Here is a 15,930-nt window from a genome sequence, read left to right as displayed (position 1 = left end):
GTGTTTTTCGCGCGATATAAAACTGTATAGAAGGCTGACACTCCCGGGGTGTCTAGTGTATTGACCTGAGAGTACGCACCTGCGCTACTTTGCCCCACCTTTGCTATATTCTGTAACCTCAAAAAGAACAGGAGACTGCCCTTGAGTATCGAGCAAGGCATTGTATTTGCGGTGCTCGGAATCACACTTGCTATGTTTGTGTGGAACCGCCTGCGCTTTGATGTAGTGGCTATGCTCGCCTTACTTGCAGTTGCCATTACAGGGCTGGTGCCAACCGAGGAGCTGTTTGCCGGTTTTGGTCACCCGGCGGTGATTACAGTGGCGGCCGTTCTGGTTATCAGTCAGGGATTGGTGAATGGCGGCGTAGTGGACAACATCGCTCGCCTGTTGGGGAAGATTGGCCATCGGCCAACGCTTCAGGTGCTGACCCTGACCGGTGTGGTGGCGCTTTGCTCCGGCTTCATTAACAACGTAGGTGCTCTGGCGTTACTGATGCCGGTAGCAATCTGGATGTCGCGGGAAGCGGGGCGTTCGCCTTCATTGCTGTTGATGCCTCTGGCTTTCGGCTCCTTGTTGGGCGGAACCATGACACTGATCGGTACGCCACCCAATATCATCATTGCATCCTATCGTGAGAGCGGCACCTTCGGGCTGTTCGATTTCGCCCCGGTTGGTGTGGCGATTACGCTTGCGGGTATTGCGTTCATCACGTTGGTCGGCTGGCGGTTAACGCCCCGCAGGGAGGAGAGCTCTGCTGATGCAAAGTTGTTCAGCGTAGGCGAATACCTGACGGAGCTTCGACTTCCCAAAAACTCGGATCATGCGGGCTCCACCTTACACAGCCTTCTGGCAGGGGCCGGAGACGAAGCGGATATCGTTGTCCTCGCCTTGATTCGTGATGAGCAGGTACAGGCTGTTCCTTCCACCTATAAAATCCTCCGTGAGGGAGATGTGTTGCTGGTCGAGGCAGACACCTCCAGCTTGCAGGTGTTTCTCGATAAAACCGGGCTTGAGCTGGCCAACCAGGCTGTCGATGAAGAGGAAACGGGAGAAAACAGCGAAAAAGATAAAGTTAACGGCGACAGAGATCACAATAACGGAGAACACGAAAAAAACGATGAAAGTGCTTCAGCCCGGATAGCAAAAGGTGAGCTGTATCTGGTGGAAGCCGTTATTGCTCCGGAGTCCTCTCTGGTGGGGCAGACGGCGAACAGACTTAAGCTACGTGAACGCAATCAGCTCAACATTGTCGCCGTAGCGAGGCTGGGGCACAGGCTTCAACGACGCCTCGGAGATATAAGGCTTAATGCGGGTGACATTTTGCTGGTGCAGGGCTTTGAGGATTCTCTGAGCGGAACCTTGTCAGAGCTTGGGTGCTTGCCGTTGGCAGAGCGGGGGTTGAGGCTGGGGTCTACCCGAAACACCGCAATGGCTTCCGGCATCTTTCTGGCCAGTATTGCGGTTATTGTAACCGGCCTGCTCTCTGCCCCCGTTGCGCTAGTGGCCGGGGCTGTTGCCATGGTAATCATGAATCTTATATCTGCAGCGGATGCCTACAAGGCAATTGACTGGTCGGTGATCGTTTTGCTGGCGGCTATGATACCGGTCGGCCAGGCTATGGAAAGCACCGGTGGCGCAGCCCTGATCGCCTCGCAGATGCTGGTGCTCGGTGAGAATCTCTCCATGGTTTCGGTGCTGGTAATGATTCTGGTGGGCACAACGCTGTTGTCCAACGTAGTAAATAACGCAGCGGCGGCTATCGTGGTCGCACCTATTGCTATGAGCCTGGCCAGTGAACTACAGATGCCCTCTGATGCCGTGTTAATGGCAGTTGCCGTTGGCGCGTCCTGTGCTTTCATGACGCCCATCGGTCATCAATCAAATGCTTTGGTTATGGAACCAGGTGGTTACGAATTTGGTGACTACTGGCGCCTCGGATTGCCGCTTACGGTCATAGTCACGGTGGTCGCGGTCCCGGTTATTATGCTTGTATGGGTCTGACCGCAAGAAACTGAATCTAATATAAGGCTTCGCGATGGACGCTGAGCCAAGGTATATAGCGGCGGTACTGGCAACGAACCCGTGAGCTCAACCCGCTTTTTCCGGAACCAGAGATAAGGCTGGTGAGAGTTTGTCCTGGATGTGGCTGGCCAGCGCAACGCCGGTTTCGCTCATGGTCAGATAAGCATTGTCAGCACCGGCTTCGCAAATGCGCTTGGCCTCGTCCTCGTACATGGTATGGGCGACAATGTAGCCGGTAAAACCAAGTTTTCTCAACATTCGTGCCGCGATCAGTTTCGCCTCTATATCGCTCATGGCAAGAACAACGGCTTCCACAGATGGCATGTGTAGCGCTTCCCAGAAGGTGTTGTCTTCGGCATCCGCATAAACAACGTTTCGTCCTTTGGCCCTGTGTCTTTCCACTTTAGGAAGATCCGAGTCCAGTGCCATTAACCTCGCTTCGGAGTTTTTCAGCCAGTCGTAGGCAGCAGTGCCGGTTCGCCCCATTCCCATAACCAGAACGCGAGTGTCGCCAAGCGAAACAGGTAGCTCATCGGGATGTCGCCGGTGACTTTCGAAGCGCACAAGCCGATGACTCAGGCGCTCATACAATGGGTGTGCGAGCCGGTTCAGTGGTGCAGATATCAGGAAGGAGACTGCGACTGTTATCGCCAGTGGTACGAGCCACTCCGGAAGGGCAATGCTGGCAACAATCAAACCGAACTCACTGTAATTGGTGAGGGCCAGCGATGTCAGAAAACTGCTGCGGGCGCGAAGGCGGAACAGCAGCATCAGGAAGAAGAATAGAATCCCTTTGAGGGGCAACAGCAGTGCAGCTACAACGGCAAAGACAATGGCATTGGTATCAGGCAGGCCGCCTATGCCAATCTGCAGAAAAAAGCCGACCAGAAAGATTTCCTTCACGCTCCACAGAGATTTCGCCAGCTCCTGGCTACGGGGATGGTTGGCAAGAATAGCGCCGAAGATGAGGGCCCCCAGTTCCGAGCTGAGCCCTAGTGCCTGAAAACCCAATCCGCCAATAACCAGTGCGAGGAGCATGCCCAGCAGAACCAGCAATTCGTCGTGGCCGCTGGCGTCAAGCAGCTTGAATAGTAGTGGGCGTAGTAGGGGCAGGCCAAAGACAATCAGTGCCCACTCGGACGGCGTCTGGCCTGCAGCCAGGCTCATCACCAACAGCGCAAGCAGGTCCTGCATGATCAGAATGCCGATGGCCACCCGGCCGTGAAAGGCTCTGAGCTCGCGCTTGCTCTCCAGTACTTTTGCGGCCAGCACCGTAGATGAGAACGACAAGGCAACGGCCAGCATAAAGGCTACGTACCAGCTCACATCCATAAGGAAGTAAAGGCCGGGCGTAAATACAAAGCAGGTGATGGCAAAGTGTAGCAGGCTACCGCCGATAACCTCCGGGCTGATAACCGACTTGAGCTTGAGCTTCAAGCCCACCGTGAAAAGCATCAGCAATACACCCAGGTGGGCGATGTGGGCAAGTGCCGCTGTAGGTTCTGGATAGAGGGGAATGGATGGGGTGGCCGCAATAGCGCTGAGAACGAAACCCGCGCCCAGATAACCGATTAACGGCGGCAAGCCAATGGTCTTGATCAGCAGACCAAGACCAAAGGCCAAAGAAATCCAGATAGCTTCAGGCATGAGATGTTCTTTCAGGGAGAGCGAATTATCTTTGGCATAAGGCTACCTTGTTTTCCCCGGTCGTTGAAGCCGATAACGAAAGAACCTTTTGCCCGTGAGCCTTATCTGGCTTTTGAAATATAGGGTCTGGCAAACTCGAGGAACAGTCGTGCGGATTCTTCCGGCGCCTCGATCATCGGTGCGTGGCCAATTCCGTCCAATACTTCCAGTCGTGCGCCCGGGATGGTGGCCACAAAGACTTCGCCGTTACGATAATCAATCACCCGGTCTTCCTTGCCCCAGACCAGCAGTACCGGATCTTTGATGCGGGAAATGGTGTTGCGAAAATCGGGTTCGAAGCTGGCATCCCTGATGGCGGCAAAAATCACCTTGTTCACCGCTTGATTGGCAATGGCCTGCTCTTCCATAACCTCAAGAATGGGCCAGGGAGCAAAGGGTTTTTGCTCAAGGGCGAAATCCATTAACCGCTCGAAATCACCGGGTTTGGAGGGGATCAACGGGTTGTCTCCGGCGACGACCAGATCAACCAGCTCGCTTTCGTACTCTAGAATGCCGGCCGGGTCGAAAAGTACAGCAGTTTTAATCTGCTCTGGGTAGGTGGCTGCATACAGAGCGGTAATGGCGCCGCCCATGGAGTTGCCCATCATATGCATCTCGTTAATGTCCAGAGCCTTTAGAATCCGCGCAAGGTGAGTAACTTGCTGGTCCAGCCGGTAACCGAGATCCAGCTGCTTGCTGCTTTCGCCGTGGCCGGGGAGGTCTATGGCATAAACGTTGAAATCATCGGTAAGCTCCCGGGCGATGCGCGTCCAGTTATCCTTGTTGGCACCAAAGCCGTGAACCAGAACGATGGTGTCGCCTTTGTTGGCTTCGGAGTTCCGGAGGTAAGCGATGTCGAGATCTCCTACGGTAACCCTGGCCGCTTCAAGACCGGCGGTCGAGCGTTCAAAGCCAATAGCAGCTTCGTAAAGAGTTTGGCGGGAGCAGGCGCTCACAAGCAGGATGGGCAAAAGTAGTAAAACGACAGCAAAGGGAGACTTCTTCAGCATTTGGGCGGTTCCTGGTTGTTTATTTTTTACACCATTGGGCGAACTCGCTTACATTACTCCATAAAAAAGCCCGGTCATTGGCCGGGCTTCAATTCGATTAGCGTCGTTACGATGCTTCCCGAGCAATAGCCCTATAGGCAATGTCGTTGCGGTAAAACACGCCATCCCAGCGTATTTTTTCGGCGAGTGCATAAGCCCTTTGCTGCGCTTCGGTCACTGTGTTGCCCAATGCTGTCGCACAGAGCACCCGGCCGCCACTGGTGACTACCTGATTGCCGTTAAGCGTGGTGCCTGCGTGGAACGCTTTCTCACCCTCGGTCTCTGTTTCTGGCAAGCCGGAAATAGCGTCGCCTTTGCTGTAGCTGCCAGGATAGCCGCCGGCTGCCAGCACAATGCCCACGGCGGCGCGTTCGTCCCAGTCGGAATCGCACTTATCCAGTTGGCCGTCGATGGCAGCCTGGCACAAGGCTACGATATCTGACTTCATGCGTAGCAGGATAGGCTGGGTTTCGGGATCACCAAAGCGGCAGTTGAACTCGATCACCTTGGGCGCTCCAGAAGTATCGATCATCAGACCAGCGTACAGGAAGCCCTTGTACGGATGGCCTTCCGCTGCCATGCCGCGCACAGTTGGATAAATTACCTCATCCATGATCCGTTGGTGCACATCGGCGGTCACCACTGGAGCAGGGGAGTAAGCTCCCATACCGCCGGTGTTTGGGCCGGTATCACCGTCGCCCACACGTTTGTGGTCCTGAGAGGTGGCCATAGGCAAAACATGCTCGCCATCTACCATTACAATAAAGCTGGCTTCTTCGCCGTCCAGAAACTCCTCAATAACAACACGGCTGCCGGCGTCGCCAAAGGCATTGCCCGCAAGCATGTCACGAATAGCGTTTTCGGCTTCCTCTAGGGTCATGGCGACGATAACGCCTTTACCAGCGGCAAGGCCGTCGGCTTTGACCACAATGGGAGCTCCTTGTTCACGGACATAGGCCAGGGCTTCGTCTATGTCGGTGAAGTTGCCATAGCCAGCCGTGGGGATATTCTGGCGCGCGAGAAAATCCTTGGTGAACGCTTTGGAGCCTTCCAGTTGTGCCGCCCCGGCGCTGGGCCCAAAGACGCGCAGGCCACGCTCTTCAAAAAGATCCACAATGCCGGCTACCAGCGGTGCTTCCGGGCCAACAATAGTCAGGCCTACGTTATTATCGGCAGCAAATTTGGCCAGGCCTTCAAGATCCAGAACATCAATATCAACGTTCTCAACACCCGGCTCGTGAGCGGTGCCGGCGTTGCCTGGTGCGACAAAAACTGTGTCCGCAGCCGGCGACTGGGCTGCTTTCCAGGCCAGTGCGTGTTCGCGCCCGCCGCTGCCGATAACCAGAATATTCATATCTCGTTGCCCCGTACTTTTTAAAAGAGTTATTGCAAAGTTTTGTCACAAGACTGATAAGGAAACAGGGCGGAGCTTTGCCTCCGCCCTGCGTTCTATCAGTGCCGGAAATGGCGCATACCGGTGAATACCATAGCAATGCCGTGCTCGTTGGCGGCATCGATCACTTCCTGATCTCGCATGGAGCCACCGGGCTGTATGACGGCAGTAATGCCGGCTTCAGCGGCGGCGTCAATGCCGTCCCGGAAGGGGAAGAAGGCGTCAGAGGCCATAACGGAGCCTTTAACTTCCAGGTTCTCATCCGCCGCTTTGATACCGGCAATCCGCGCGCTGTAAACACGGCTCATCTGGCCTGCGCCAACACCAATCGTGCGGCCAGCGCGGGCATAAACAATGGCATTGGACTTGACGTACTTCGCCACTTCCCAGGCAAACAGCAGGTCATTGAGCTCCTGTTCAGTTGGCTGGCGATTGGTGACAACTTTCACATCGCTCATTGCAACCATGCCCAAATCACGGTCTTGAACCAGCAGGCCGCCGGTAACGCGTTTGTAGTCCATTGATTGGGCACGCTCGCCACTGAGGTCGCCACAAGCCAGCAGCCGCACATTCTTTTTGGCTGCGACCAGTTCTACAGCCTCGGGTGCGATGGTGGGAGCAATAATAACTTCGACAAACTGGCGATCAATAATCGCTTTGGCGGTTTCCGCGTCCAATTCCCGGTTGAAAGCAATAATGCCGCCGAACGCCGAAGTGGGATCTGTCGCAAAGGCCAGGTCATAGGCCTGAAGAATGTCTGCACCGATTGCCACGCCGCAGGGGTTGGCATGTTTGACGATTACGCAAGCGGGGTCTGCAAATGGTTTCACGCATTCCAGGGCGGCGTCAGTATCTGCGACATTGTTGTAGGATAGCTCTTTACCCTGTAGCTGCTTTGCCGTGGCAACACTGGCTTCTTTCGGGGTTCGTTCGGCATAGAAGGCCGCGCGTTGGTGCGGGTTTTCACCGTAGCGCATGTCCTGCACTTTCACGAACTGGGCGTTAAAAGTGCGCGGGAATTCAGCGTTGTCATTATCGGCGGTGCGGCCACCCAGATAGTTGGCAATAGCGCCGTCGTAGCCTGCGGTATGCTCGAATGCCTTTACCGCCAGATCAAAACGGATGTTGTGGCTGAGTTGGCCGTCATTGTCGTCCAGCTCTTTCAGAACGCGGCTGTAATCTGACGCGTTAACCACAATCGCAACATCGTTGTGGTTCTTGGCGGCTGCACGAACCATGGTAGGCCCGCCGATATCGATGTTTTCGATGGCTGTGGCGAGATCGCAGTCCGGATTAGCGACTGTGGATTCAAACGGGTAAAGATTCACCACAACCATATCAATCGGGTTGATACCGTGTTCGCCCATAATGGCGTCGTCTGTGCCCCGACGGCCAAGAATGCCACCGTGTATCTTCGGGTGCAGGGTTTTGACCCGTCCGTCCATCATCTCCGGAAAGCCGGTGTAGTCGGAGACTTCGGTAACAGGAACGCTGTTTTCTTGCAGGAGGCGAAAGGTGCCCCCTGTAGAGAGAAGTTCGATGCCGCGGCCGGTGAGGGCGCGCCCGAACTCTACGATGCCGGATTTATCACTGACGCTGATCAGTGCGCGACGGACGGGGGTGTTAGCCTGGTTTGCCATGGGGTCACATTCTTCACTTGGGGTGAACGAACAAGGGCCTCACGAAGGGTGTCCGGGAGGCCCTCATCAAGTCAGGGTGTTTCGATTATAGCAGGCCGTACTGCTTAAGCTTCTTGCGCAGGGTTCCGCGGTTCAGGCCGAGCATGGTGGATGCTTTGGTCTGGTTATTGCGGGTGTACTTCATTACCTGCTCCAGCAGCGGGGCTTCCACCTCCGAAAGTACCAGTTGGTAAACCTCGGTAACGGGCGCTCCATCAAGCTGAGTGAAGTAGTTTTTCAGGGCTACTTCAACGTTATCGCGCAGGGTAACGGTGGTGCCGCTGCTATTCACTGATTGCAACTGGTGAATGTCATCGTTGGCCGGGGTGTTCAGGGTGCTATTTGCCAATGTCTCAGCGGTCATGCTGCGAATTCCTCTCCATTTCGTAAGCCTGAAAAATACTGTTGAATACTGTCTTTCTGCTTCAGCGCGTCATCGAACGCATTGAAGTGATTACGGAACCGTTTGCCAGGGTCGTGGGATTGTAGGTACCAGCCCACATGTTTACGGGCAATGCGCACGCCCATGAGCTCTCCGTAAAAGCTATGCAGGGCGTCAAGATGTTCAGTCAGAATCTGTTCCACTTCGCTCAGTGGTGGTGCAGGCAGGTGCTGGCCCGTTTCAAGAAAATGCAGTATTTCCCGGAAAATCCATGGGCTGCCCTGCGCAGCACGGCCAATAAGCAGTCCGTCGGCTCCTGTATGCTCCAGAACCCGGCGGGCCTTCTCCGGTGACGTGATATCGCCATTGGCGAATACCGGAATACTGACACTGGACTTCACTTCAGCAATGGTGTCGTACTCAGCACTGCCATTATATTTGTCGGCTCGGGTGCGGCCATGAATCGCCAGCGCTTGAATGCCTGCATCCTCCGCCATCCGCGCAATGGCTCGTGCGTTTCGGTTGTCTTGGTCCCAACCTGTTCGCATTTTCAGCGTAACGGGGATATCGACTGCGCTGACAACTGCTTCCAGTATGTCCCTGACCAGCTTCTCATCTTTCATCAGTGCCGAGCCGGCCGCTTTGTTGCACACTTTTTTAGCCGGGCAGCCCATATTGATATCGATAATCTGGGCCCCGGACTCAGCGTTCAGCCGAGCTGCATTCGCCAGCATGTCCGGATCGCCGCCCGCAATCTGCACAGACCTGGGTTCTGGCTCCCCGGTATGGTCCATGCGGGTTCTGGATTTGCGCGTATGCCAGAGCTTGCTGTCAGCGATTACCATTTCAGACACTGCTAATCCCGCCCCCATTTTTCGGCAGAGTAGCCGGAACGGGCGATCTGTTACGCCCGCCATGGGCGCAACGATCAGCGGGTTGGGCAAAGTGTACGGCCCGATTTTTGCCGTTGGCAACATGGTCTGAATCCGTATCACAGCAGATTAAGCAAAGGTCGGAGTGGGTCGATTGTTTAATAAATAACCGATGCCAGTTCCGAAGGGCGCTAATGATACCGCCGGGGGCACTGTGATTGAAGGGGCAGGGAGGCGAAAAAACTGATTATTTTTCGCTCTTTCTGGTTGACTTTTGTTCTGTTGGGTGGCGACTCACATGCCTGCCGGGTCGTCACCGGCAAGCAATGTCAGGGCACATAAGGCCGGAAGCCCAGGTTGTAATTAACGGCATCCCGACCTGGGTCACGGATACTTATTGCTATGCGAACCGGTGTCTCTACAGGCATGGTTTGGAGGCCTTCAGCGTCACCGGCAAGGTATTCTGATGGTGTAAACACGCTCTGGGCAACAACGTCCCCATTGAGGTTAGAGAAGGTGAGAGCGATGGCCGGGAAAGGCTGCTGGAAATCGGCCCGGTTAACAATCACCGCATCGACCACCAGCTGGTTACGGTTTTCCGGGTTGGTGCGAACCACCAGTTTACGGCTCTGGATCGCTTCAACATTGATAAGGGGCTTCAATTCGCAGCCGGCAAGTTCGCAGCCCTTTTCATAAAAGGGGCGAAGCTCCGGAATGGCAGATAGCCTGTCAAACTGGAACCAGGTCACCTGCGCAATCAGCACGCCCAGAAGACCAAGTACAATCACAGACCAGGTTAGAGTGCGTAGCCAGCTCCTGTTTTTGCTACCCACAGAAACGGGGTCCCTTCTGAGGTCGCCAAATGGAGCGCCCGCTGCAAAGGATTCATTCTGTTGTTCGCGCCCGTCTTTTGGCTCAACTCCGTGTTCGTCAGCAAAGGACTCAAACGCCGGGTCGGGTTGCTCATCGACATAAAAGCCCTGCGTGTCATCCTCGGGAGGTACCGAAGTGCTTTTTGATTCTATGTCAGGGCTGTCGTTGGCCTCAGGTTCAGGTGTGGGCTTTCGCTCCGATTCCTGTTGGAACTCTGGCTCAACCTCAATTTTCTCGGCTTCTGGCTCTGGCTCTGGCTCTGGCTCTGACTCAGCGGAAGAGGGTTGGGGAGAGCTATCTTCCTGAAGAATCGCTTCAGCCCAGCTTTCATCGATGTTTTCTGAAAAATTATCGTCGTCCTGCTCTTCCCGTGTAGATGCACTTCGGTCGTCCACACCGCGAAAACTGTCGCTCAGCTCGTCGTCAGAAAAAGTCAGTCTGGTACCAGCATAGGGGCCGTCTTCGGCATCTTCCTCGGGATTATCAGCAAAGATGAAGTCGTCTTCAGTTGTGTCGCTGATAAAGCCGGAGGCTGGTCGCTCGGATGGGCCGGGCTTGACTGGCACCTTGCTGCTTGTGCCGGAAGGGCGGTCCGGCACAGTGCCGCTGCTGGCAGCTACCTGGTGCTCGACTGCGTTGAAGACATCCATGCAGTGCCCACAGCGCACCTTGCCCTTGGCAATGCCAAGTTGCTCATCGGTTACCCGGAAACGGGTACGACATTTGGGGCACTGGGTCTGCAGACTACTCTGGGTCATGCTTCTTTCCTGCAAGCGACTTAACTACGAGTCTGGGAGTCTAGTCGTTAAGACAGCCTTCGTCATCTGTCGTTACGGCGTCCTGTGAGGCGTATCCACTCTTCACGTTGTTCCGGTTCATTCATTATAAACCAGGGTTCGTAGGCGGCCATCACATCGCGGGCCTGGTTTGACAGAATGCCTGAAAGCACCAGGTCGCCCCCGGGCTTTGTCAGTGCTGCGAGATGCGGCGCCAGGCCAATCAGAGGCTGCGCAAGAATGTTTGCAAGCATGATGTCGGCTTTAGTGTCTGGCTCATTCTCGGGAAGATAAAGATCGAGCCTGGCTTCTTCCACGTTATTACGACGAGCGTTTTCCCGGCTGGCTTCCAGTGCCTGGTGGTCAGTGTCCACGCCAACCACATGTTTGGCGCCCAGTAACAGCGCCGCAAGGCCAAGGATGCCGGAACCGCAACCGTAATCAGTTACTTGCTTTCCATTGAGGTCCTCTCCGTCCAGCCACTCAAGGCAGAGTGCAGTAGTCGGATGGGTGCCTGTGCCGAAAGCCAATCCCGGGTCCAGCAGCAAGTTCGCTGCATCCGGATCGGGCGCTTCGCGCCAACTCGGCACAATCCAAAGGCGTTTGCCGAATTGCAGTGGATGAAAATCGTCCATGCAGGCTCGTTCCCAGTCCTTGTCTTCAACCAGGGTAACGTCAATGTCTGCGAGAGATTGCTGGGTTTGTTGATGCCAGGCGTTGCGCACATCTGCGCACAACTGGTCTATGTCCCGGTCTGATTGGAAGAGGCCGGTAACACTGGTCTGGCTCCATAAGGGAGTGGTGCCGTGATCGGGTTCATAGAGTGGCTGATCGGCCGCGTCTTCCAAGGAAACGGCATCAGCGCCCATCTCCATAAGCAGATCCTCTAGCTGATCCGCCGTATCGGGATCAGCCGGGATCTGAAGTTGTATCCAGGGCATATATCTTCCTGCATTGTGATGCAGGATTTTAATCCCGCATCAATTTCTCAAGGTAATGGATAGTGAAGTCTACAGTTTTAAAGCCACCATCGCGCACCAGTTTTCGATGCAGAGGCTGGTTGGTTTTAATACCGTCCACCAATAACTCGTCCAGAGCGTTTTTCATGCGCCTGCGAGCTATCTGTCGATCATCGCCCCAAGTGATCAGCTTGGCGATCAGTGAGTCATAAAACGGAGGCACCGTATAGCCACTGTACAAGTGCGAGTCTACCCGCACACCGTAACCGCCGGGAGCGTGAAAGTGTTTCACTTTGCCTGGGCTGGGTACAAACGTATCAGGGTCTTCGGCGTTAATGCGACATTCAATAGCATGGCCCATGATCTGAATATCTTCCTGCTTGTACTGAAGAGGCAGACCACTGGCAATGCGCAGTTGTTCACGAACGATGTCCACACCGGTGACCATTTCAGAGACCGGGTGCTCCACTTGCACGCGCGTGTTCATTTCGATGAAAAAGAACTCACCATCCTGATACAGGAACTCGAATGTGCCGGCACCGACATAGCCGATTTCCTTGCAGGCATCCACGCACGCTTTAAGGGTGCGCTCACGGGATTCCGCGTTGATATTCGGAGCCGGCGCTTCTTCTATGACCTTTTGATTGCGGCGCTGCATGGAACAGTCGCGGTCACCCAGGTGGATGCAGTTGCCGTGCATGTCGGCCAGAACCTGAACTTCTACGTGGCGCGGCGTTTCCAGAAATTTTTCCAGATAAACCGTGGGATCGCCGAACGCATTTCGCGCTTCGCTCTGGGTAATCTGAACACCCTTAAGCAATGCAGCTTCGGAATGAACTACTTGCATGCCGCGACCGCCGCCACCGGATGCTGCTTTGATCATTACCGGGTAGCCGATTTTACGAGCAACCGCCAGAGTCCGTTCGTCGTCATCGGTCAGCGGGCCGTCTGAACCGGGGACCGTGGGCACGCCTGCGCGAATCATCGCGTTAATGGCAGATACTTTGTTGCCCATCAGGCGAATGGTTTCTGCCCTGGGACCGATAAAGCGGAAACCGCTTTTTTCGACCTGTTCGGCAAAATCGGCATTTTCGGCAAGAAAACCGTAGCCGGGGTGGATGCCTACGGAATCCGTTACTTCAGCGGCACTGATGATTGCTGGAATATTGAGGTAACTTTCCAAAGGGCTATTGGGGCCGATGCATACGGATTCATCGGCCAGACGCACGTGCATCAAGTCGCGGTCAACTTTTGAGTGGACCGCCACGGTTTTGATGCCGAGCTCCTTGCAGGCACGCAAGATCCTGAGGGCTATTTCACCCCGGTTTGCGATCAGAACTTTTTCTAACATGGCCATGATTAGCTATCACCGGGTTCAGGAAATGATTATCAGCGGCTGGTCAAACTCCACAGGCTGGCCATTATCAACCAGAATTTCAGTGATCGTACCGCTCTTGTCGGCCTCAATCTGGTTCATCATTTTCATGGCCTCGACAATGCAGACAACGTCACCAGCTTTAACCTGCTGGCCGATTTCTGCGAAAGAATCCGCCGTAGGAGATGGTGCCCGGTAAAAGGTTCCCACCATGGGTGAGCGCAGCGCATGTCCGCTGTGCACGGTTTGTTGCGGGCTTTCTTCCTGTACCGGGCCCGGGGTTTCAGGCGCCGGAGCATATTGGGCCGGCTGCTGCGCGTAGTGGCTGATGTATTGAGCGCCTGAAGCCTGTTCCCGACGACGGGAGATGCGAACAGAATCATCTCCTTCGTGAATCTCAAGCTCCTCGACATCAGACTCCTCGAGCAGTTCGATCAGTTTTTTGACTTTGCGAATATCCATAGTTAGTCCAGTCCTGTGTTGTCAGGTCTATCGGTGAGTTCGTTGGATTGCGGCCTGCAGCGCGAGTTCGTATCCCTGGCTGCCCAGCCCGCAGATAACGCCTTCGGCGATATCGGAAAAATAGGAGTGATGGCGGAATGCTTCCCGCGCATGCACGTTGGAAAGATGTACTTCTATAAACGGAATTCCTGAAGCCAGTATGGCGTCCCTTAAGGCGACGCTGGTGTGAGTAAAGGCGGCGGGATTGATAATGATGAAGTCCACGCCTTCTGCCCGGGCTTCATGAATCCGCTCAATAAGTTCGTATTCGGCATTCGATTGCAGGTGCAACAGATGATGACCTTGGTCTGCCGCTTTCTCCCTCAGGCGCTCATCAATATCTGCCAGAGTCTCGTGGCCATAAACCTCCGGCTCGCGGGTTCCGAGCATGTTCAGGTTGGGGCCATGGAGTACGAGAATTGTAGACATGGATGCGTCTGCCTTTTTTATCTTTTAAACAGGATCGCCGAAAATAACGGCATTTTCCAGTAATGGTGTGTGCTTTTTTTCTTCAGATCAACACTTTTTGACAATGTTCCCTATTGCCCGCGGCTTGTAGCAAAAAAGGCCGGGAAAGCCGAAGTGAGGCGTTTCGAATGATAGCGATCATTGTCGTGAACGGCGGGGAGGACTTCTATACGACGATGGTTTCATACGGGCAGCGCTTAAGGGCTGCCCGGCCCGCTATCTTCGACTTTCAGTTGTCGGCAAGCGTAACGCAGTTGCGGCCATATTCTTTCGAGGTGTAGAGCGCACGATCTGCCCGCTCGCACAGAGTCTGGGATGGCTCGTTATCCCAGGCCGTTACGCCGCAGCTGAAGGTGACATTGAATTCCCTGTCACCTGCAGGCTGCAGAAGTTCAGCGAAACGCTCCCGGATTTCGTTGAGAACGTTGCGGGCGTCGCTGGGGCGGGTATCAGGCAAGATGATTGCGAACTCTTCGCCGCCATAACGGCCAATATGGTCGGTTTTGCGTAGGCGCTGCTTGAGAAACATCGAAAGACTACGAAGAACACGGTCGCCAATGGGGTGCCCGAAGGTGTCATTCACCTTTTTGAAGTAATCAATGTCGATCATCGCAAAGCACAGAGACTGGTTTTTTTGTCGGGCCCGGACTATTTCCTGGTCCAGAAGGTACAGCGTATGAGTGTGATTGTAGAGCCCGGTAAGGCTGTCACGGATCATAAGAGCCAGCAGGGAGCGTGCGCGCCGGCCCCGATTATGAAGCGTTGCAATCAGGTGCTTTGGGTCAATAGGTTTGGTTAAAAAATCATCGCCTCCCAGGCTCATGGCATGCAGCTGTTTTGTGACATCGTCTTCGGCCGAGAGGTAAATGATTGGCACACTGTGAAACCGGTCCTGCTGGCGGATCACCCGGGCAATCTCCATGCCGGTGCAACCGGGCATGTACATGTCGAGAACAATGATTTCCGGGGAAAACATGTCGAGAGAATCGATGATTTCCATGGGGTCGGTAATAATGTGTGCGGTCATGCCTGCGCGTTTCAGAACCGTTTCCATGAATTTTGCCTGTGCTCTGGAGTCATCCAGCACCAGCACTCGATAGGGTTCAACTGTGTTGCCGTGGGTGTAGGTTTCGATTTTTTCGATAAGTTGGCCGGGGTCAACTGCCGGGTAGAAGAATTCCTCTCCACCGCAGCGGGATGCACGCAGACGGGTCTGTATAGTGCCGTCTTCATCGCTCATGAAAATGATCGGGATGGGTGTGTCGTGTCGCTCCTGCAGATGCTCAATAGTCGAGATGCCTGCGTTCACACTGCCGCCAAAGTTCACATCCATCAGGATGGTCTCTGGCTTATGAAGTGCGCAGGCCTCGATCAACTCGTCCGCAGAATCAAAAGCTGATGCGCGGAAGCCGAAAAACTCTAGCTGGCGAATCAGTCTGTTCGCCATCTCGCCGTTTGCAAGTGCAATATAAACCGGTGTCCGCCGAAATTGATGAGGTGCCTCGGTATTGCTTTGGTCTGTTCGCCTGAGGGTGCTGCGCGCCAACGCGTCTATGGCGTCCTGGAGTTGTCGCTCAGTGGAATCATCCAGAGATCTGTCAGCAGGCCAGGCCTGCATGATTCGGAGAATTTGGCTGCCCGCATCGGCATGGCCCGACATTTCAAACCGCTGTGCGTAACGCACCAGTTTGTCGGACGCAGACAAGAGCTCTTCGCGATGAGCTGCAAATGAATCGGTATCGGTGTGGATTTTCTGCCATGTATCCAGAACGACTCGTGCCTGGGTCGTTACGCGGCGAGCAAAGTGCTGCCTGAGTTTTTCTTTCTGGCTTGCGTCGCTCATTGTGCTCCGGCCTGTATTTTTTCATTATGGGCCGTCCTTTCCAGTGTGGACG

The 15,930-nt window shown here is 54.7% G+C and carries 13 protein-coding genes; 1 reads left to right on the top strand and 12 read right to left on the bottom strand.

Annotated elements, in window-relative coordinates:
• The first annotated feature begins 141 nt into the window (after positions 1-141).
• A complete protein-coding gene (locus tag Q4501_RS04215) occupies positions 142-2,001 on the top strand; it encodes an SLC13 family permease (RefSeq protein WP_303594480.1) in 1,860 nt (619 codons plus the stop codon).
• Between the two features lie 87 nt (positions 2,002-2,088).
• Here Q4501_RS04215 and Q4501_RS04210 read toward each other — a convergent pair whose 3' ends face one another.
• From Q4501_RS04210 to Q4501_RS04155, 12 genes are all read right to left on the bottom strand, one after another.
• Complete coding sequence (locus Q4501_RS04210; protein WP_303594479.1) at positions 2,089-3,669, bottom strand: cation:proton antiporter family protein; 1,581 nt, start codon at positions 3,667-3,669, stop codon at positions 2,089-2,091.
• Positions 3,670-3,770: 101 nt separating this feature from the next.
• Entirely contained in the window at positions 3,771-4,718 is a 948-nt protein-coding gene (locus Q4501_RS04205) for an alpha/beta fold hydrolase (protein WP_303594477.1), read from the bottom strand.
• Between the two features lie 106 nt (positions 4,719-4,824).
• Positions 4,825-6,111, bottom strand: coding sequence for a phosphoribosylamine--glycine ligase (gene purD, locus Q4501_RS04200; protein ID WP_303594475.1), 1,287 nt, complete (start codon positions 6,109-6,111; stop codon positions 4,825-4,827).
• Between the two features lie 98 nt (positions 6,112-6,209).
• Positions 6,210-7,790, bottom strand: coding sequence for a bifunctional phosphoribosylaminoimidazolecarboxamide formyltransferase/IMP cyclohydrolase (purH, locus tag Q4501_RS04195; protein WP_303594474.1), 1,581 nt, complete (start codon positions 7,788-7,790; stop codon positions 6,210-6,212).
• An 85-nt stretch (positions 7,791-7,875) separates the two neighbouring features.
• Positions 7,876-8,193: a DNA-binding transcriptional regulator Fis gene (gene fis / locus Q4501_RS04190; RefSeq protein WP_303594472.1), complete on the bottom strand. Its 318-nt coding sequence runs from the start codon at positions 8,191-8,193 to the stop codon at positions 7,876-7,878.
• A complete protein-coding gene (gene dusB / locus Q4501_RS04185) occupies positions 8,190-9,185 on the bottom strand; it encodes a tRNA dihydrouridine synthase DusB (RefSeq protein WP_303595454.1) in 996 nt (331 codons plus the stop codon). Before dusB ends, fis begins: the two co-directional genes overlap by 4 nt.
• A 227-nt stretch (positions 9,186-9,412) precedes the next feature.
• The gene (locus tag Q4501_RS04180) at positions 9,413-10,714 is read right to left on the bottom strand and encodes a DUF3426 domain-containing protein (protein WP_303594471.1); all 1,302 of its coding nucleotides are present in this window, start codon (positions 10,712-10,714) and stop codon (positions 9,413-9,415) included.
• Between the two features lie 62 nt (positions 10,715-10,776).
• Positions 10,777-11,673, bottom strand: a complete 897-nt coding sequence (gene prmA / locus Q4501_RS04175) for a 50S ribosomal protein L11 methyltransferase (protein ID WP_303594469.1) — start codon at positions 11,671-11,673, stop codon at positions 10,777-10,779.
• 28 nt (positions 11,674-11,701) lie between these two features.
• Positions 11,702-13,048 carry an acetyl-CoA carboxylase biotin carboxylase subunit gene (gene accC, locus Q4501_RS04170; protein ID WP_303594467.1) on the bottom strand — a complete coding sequence of 449 codons (1,347 nt, stop codon included), beginning with the start codon at positions 13,046-13,048 and terminating at the stop codon, positions 11,702-11,704.
• Between the two features lie 18 nt (positions 13,049-13,066).
• A complete protein-coding gene (accB, locus tag Q4501_RS04165; RefSeq protein WP_303594465.1) occupies positions 13,067-13,528 on the bottom strand; it encodes an acetyl-CoA carboxylase biotin carboxyl carrier protein in 462 nt (153 codons plus the stop codon).
• A gap of 27 nt (positions 13,529-13,555) precedes the next feature.
• Positions 13,556-13,996 (bottom strand): type II 3-dehydroquinate dehydratase, encoded by a 441-nt coding sequence (gene aroQ / locus Q4501_RS04160; RefSeq protein ID WP_303594463.1) that lies wholly within the window; start codon positions 13,994-13,996, stop codon positions 13,556-13,558.
• 268 nt (positions 13,997-14,264) lie between these two features.
• Positions 14,265-15,878: a diguanylate cyclase gene (locus Q4501_RS04155; RefSeq protein ID WP_303594461.1), complete on the bottom strand. Its 1,614-nt coding sequence runs from the start codon at positions 15,876-15,878 to the stop codon at positions 14,265-14,267.
• Between the last annotated feature and the right edge of the window lie 52 nt (positions 15,879-15,930).

The organism is Marinobacter sp. 2_MG-2023 (assembly GCF_030546935.1).
Classification (GTDB): domain Bacteria; phylum Pseudomonadota; class Gammaproteobacteria; order Pseudomonadales; family Oleiphilaceae; genus Marinobacter.
This window is presented reverse-complemented; position numbering and strand designations above follow the sequence as displayed.

Excerpts from the sequence above, each read along its gene's own strand:
- Q4501_RS04210 (WP_303594479.1), bottom strand. The coding sequence starts at position 3,669 with ATGCCTGAAGCTATCTGGATTTCTTTGGCCTTTGGTCTTGGTCTGCTG.
- aroQ (WP_303594463.1), bottom strand. The coding sequence starts at position 13,996 with ATGTCTACAATTCTCGTACTCCATGGCCCCAACCTGAACATGCTCGGA.
- accB (WP_303594465.1), bottom strand. The coding sequence starts at position 13,528 with ATGGATATTCGCAAAGTCAAAAAACTGATCGAACTGCTCGAGGAGTCT.
- Q4501_RS04180 (WP_303594471.1), bottom strand. The coding sequence starts at position 10,714 with ATGACCCAGAGTAGTCTGCAGACCCAGTGCCCCAAATGTCGTACCCGT.
- Q4501_RS04205 (WP_303594477.1), bottom strand. The coding sequence starts at position 4,718 with ATGCTGAAGAAGTCTCCCTTTGCTGTCGTTTTACTACTTTTGCCCATC.
- Q4501_RS04155 (WP_303594461.1), bottom strand. The coding sequence starts at position 15,878 with ATGAGCGACGCAAGCCAGAAAGAAAAACTCAGGCAGCACTTTGCTCGC.
- purD (WP_303594475.1), bottom strand. The coding sequence starts at position 6,111 with ATGAATATTCTGGTTATCGGCAGCGGCGGGCGCGAACACGCACTGGCC.
- fis (WP_303594472.1), bottom strand. The coding sequence starts at position 8,193 with ATGACCGCTGAGACATTGGCAAATAGCACCCTGAACACCCCGGCCAAC.
- purH (WP_303594474.1), bottom strand. The coding sequence starts at position 7,790 with ATGGCAAACCAGGCTAACACCCCCGTCCGTCGCGCACTGATCAGCGTC.
- accC (WP_303594467.1), bottom strand. The coding sequence starts at position 13,048 with ATGGCCATGTTAGAAAAAGTTCTGATCGCAAACCGGGGTGAAATAGCC.
- prmA (WP_303594469.1), bottom strand. The coding sequence starts at position 11,673 with ATGCCCTGGATACAACTTCAGATCCCGGCTGATCCCGATACGGCGGAT.